Origin of the sequence: Halomonas sp. BC2 (genome assembly GCF_002078115.1) — a bacterium.
GTDB lineage: Bacteria > Pseudomonadota > Gammaproteobacteria > Pseudomonadales > Halomonadaceae > Vreelandella > Vreelandella stevensii.
The window spans coordinates 28,292-31,253 of the sequence record NZ_LFGT01000001.1; the positions used below are offsets into that span (position 1 = coordinate 28,292).

Here is a 2,962-nt window from a genome sequence, read left to right on the forward strand (position 1 = left end):
ATATGCTCAATGGCCCGCAAGCCCTGCCCCGAGAAGCCTGGTATGAACTTCTGGAAGCAGCCCGCGGCCACTGCGTCGCTTAGTACGCCCACTCAACATTGATGCCAATAATGACAAGGAACGATCTATGACGCCGGTGATTGCTTTCGGTGAAGCCTTGATTGACATGCTCTCCAGCCGCCTGGGCGACGACACGGGGCCAGAGACCTTCACCCCCTACGCAGGCGGCGCGCCAGCCAACGTGGCGGTGGCCTGCGCCCGGTTGAACGTACCCAGCCAGTTTCTGGGCATGGTCGGTGATGATACGTTTGGGCACTTTCTGATCCGTGAGCTGCAAAGCCACGGCGTGGACACCCAAGGCGTGGTGCTGACCCGGGAGGCCCGCACGGCGCTGGCCTTCGTTTCCCGAGACAGCCATGGCGAGCGCACTTTCGACTTCTACCGCCCACCCGCCGCCGACCTGCTCTACCGCCTGGAGCACCTGCCCCACGGCGTGTTCGAGCAGCCTGCCATCGTGCACCTGTGCAGCAACAGCCTGACCGACCCGGAAATCGCCGACACCACCCTGGCCATTGCCGCCATGGCCAAGCGAGCGGGCTGCCTGGTAAGCGTGGATGCCAACCTGCGCCATAACCTGTGGGCGGACGGCTCGGCGGATGTGTGGCGGGTCACCGAGCTGATCGATAGCGCCGAGCTGGTGAAGGTCTCGCTGGAAGAGCTGGACTACCTGCGCGGCGACCATCCCAGGCAGGCGTGGCTCGCCGAGCGCATGGCCGCCGGTGTGAAAGTCATCGTGATCACTGACGGCCCCCATGACGTGGTGCTGAAAGGCGTTGGTATCGAGCAGACCATCACCCCGCCCAGCGTGACGGCCGTGGACACCACTGCCGGTGGCGATGCCTTCATTGGCGGCCTGCTGGCGGAGCTTTCCCGGTTCGGCATCCGCACCAACTGGCATCAGGACAGCGCGTTTCTCAGCCGCGCGGTGGACATTGCCTGCCGCTGTGGCGCCCATGCCGTGACCCGCCCCGGCGCTTATGCCGCCCTGCCCACCCACGCCGATATCGAAGCCCTGCGCGGCTCCGCAGGCTAGCGCTCAGCGTCGCCGAGCAGTCTACTCGGCGACGCTCTGAGTGAGGCCTTCCATGATCGCCACCCGACCGCTGACCAGGTTCAGCGTGATCGGCTGACGGCGATGATCCACCAGGCTCACCTGGCTGATGCTGCGCTGCTCGGTGGCGCCCTCGATCAACATTTCCAGCGTTCCGTGATCGCACCACCAGAGGATCCTGACGGTCAATCCATCGACGCTGCCCGCCGCATGGTCGCAGGCGAAGTGCTCATCGAAGGCGGCCTGGCCGTTACTGCCCTGGCGCGCATAGTGCAGCGCCGTCTGCGTTTCGCCTGCCGACAGCCATAACTGCTGCTGGTAGCCCTGCTGCAGCGAGAGCGCCAGCCGCGTCCCCGGCTTCAGCGTCAGGGTCATCTGCCCTTGCACGGCCGTGCCTTCCGGCAGGGCGATACAGTGCTCCCCCACCGTTTGCAGCGAGCGAGGCGAGAGATGGCGGGGGGCGCCGAGCGCTCGAGCCGCCTCACGGGTGAAGCGCTGATATAAGCGCACGCCGCGATGCGTTGCGCGCAGCGCAAGCTCCCTGGGCAGACTCATGGTGCCCCGCCAGCCCGCTTCAGGGGCATGGTTGGCGTACTGCCAATTGTTCAGCCACGCCAGCGCCAGCCGCCGCCCAGGGGTATTCGACCAGCTCTGCACCGCGTAGAAGTCCCGCCCTTCGTCCATCATCAGCACGCTATCCGGGGCGTTGTCATTGGTGAAACGCTGGCCGTCGAAATCACCCACAAAGTACTGGGTAAACGAGCCAAACGGGTTATCCGGCGTAGCACCAATGCCTACCACCAGCACCCAACGCGACGCGGGCTCATGGGGCTCGGCGCCTTCCACCGGTAGCTCGAACAGGTCCGGGCACTCCCAGGGGTGCTGGGTGTGCGCGCCCTCGCCCGCCCCAAAAGCGCTGGCAAACTGCCACGCCAGCAGGTTGGTCGAGGTATAAAAGTGAATCTCCTGCCCGCAGGCCAGCGCCATCACCCAGCGCTGGCTGGGGGCATGCCACACCACCTTGGGGTCGCGGAAATCCTTGAAACCGGGCGGCGGCAGGACGGGATTCCCCGCATAGCGCTGCCAGGTCCGCCCCTTGTCGCGGCTGTACGCCAGGCACTGGGACTGCTGGTAATCCTGCGGGTCATCGGAGAGCACCTTGTGGCAGGTATAGAACGCCAACAGCCCAGGCTTGTCATCGAACAGCCCCGTGACATTGTGCTCATCCACCACGGCGCTGCCGGAAAAGCAGGCCCCTTCTTCATCGGGCGCCAGCGCAATGGGCAAATGCTGCCACCGGCACAGGTCACGGCTGACCGCATGCCCCCAGTGCATCGGCCCCCACTCGGTTCCCAAGGGGTGGTACTGATAAAACAGATGGTACTCGCCTTCGAAAAACACCAGCCCATTGGGATCGTTCATCCAGCCCATCGGCGGGGTGAAATGCACCACAGGCCGCTGGGGCTCAAAATCCGCTAACGTCATGCTTAAAACCTTAACTTAATCGGTCAACTTAATCGTTTAAGTTAGCGTATCACGACTCCCCTCCATGCGTACTCCTCCCCTTTAGGCGTAAGTATAAAAAAGTTCGTCGCATTCTGGCGTGAAAGCGAAGCAATTCCTGGTAAAGCGCGATGAACCTTGCTTATTGCGGAGGGCCATGTGAGACGGCCATGACCAGTGATGAACATCGGCGCGTGATGGATTCATTGGGCGACTGCCTGGGCAGGCACCAGTGCCGCCATCATCGCGGGCTAAAGCCCCCTCCCACCGGGTCATTGCCCAGCCCTCCTGTGGGAGGCCAATTCATTGGGCGACTGCCTGGGCAGGCACCGATGCCGCCGTCATCGC

2 protein-coding genes are annotated in these 2,962 nt (G+C 63.8%); one reads left to right on the plus strand and one right to left on the minus strand.

Annotated features, from left to right (window positions below):
• Window positions 1-127: 127 nt before the first annotated feature.
• Window positions 128-1,093 carry a carbohydrate kinase family protein gene (locus B7L71_RS00145; protein WP_081135042.1) on the plus strand — a complete coding sequence of 322 codons (966 nt, stop codon included), beginning with the start codon at window positions 128-130 and terminating at the stop codon, window positions 1,091-1,093.
• A gap of 21 nt (window positions 1,094-1,114) precedes the next feature.
• Here B7L71_RS00145 and B7L71_RS00150 read toward each other — a convergent pair whose 3' ends face one another.
• Window positions 1,115-2,596 (minus strand): glycoside hydrolase family 32 protein, encoded by a 1,482-nt coding sequence (locus tag B7L71_RS00150; RefSeq protein ID WP_081135045.1) that lies wholly within the window; start codon window positions 2,594-2,596, stop codon window positions 1,115-1,117.
• Window positions 2,597-2,962 lie beyond the last annotated feature (366 nt).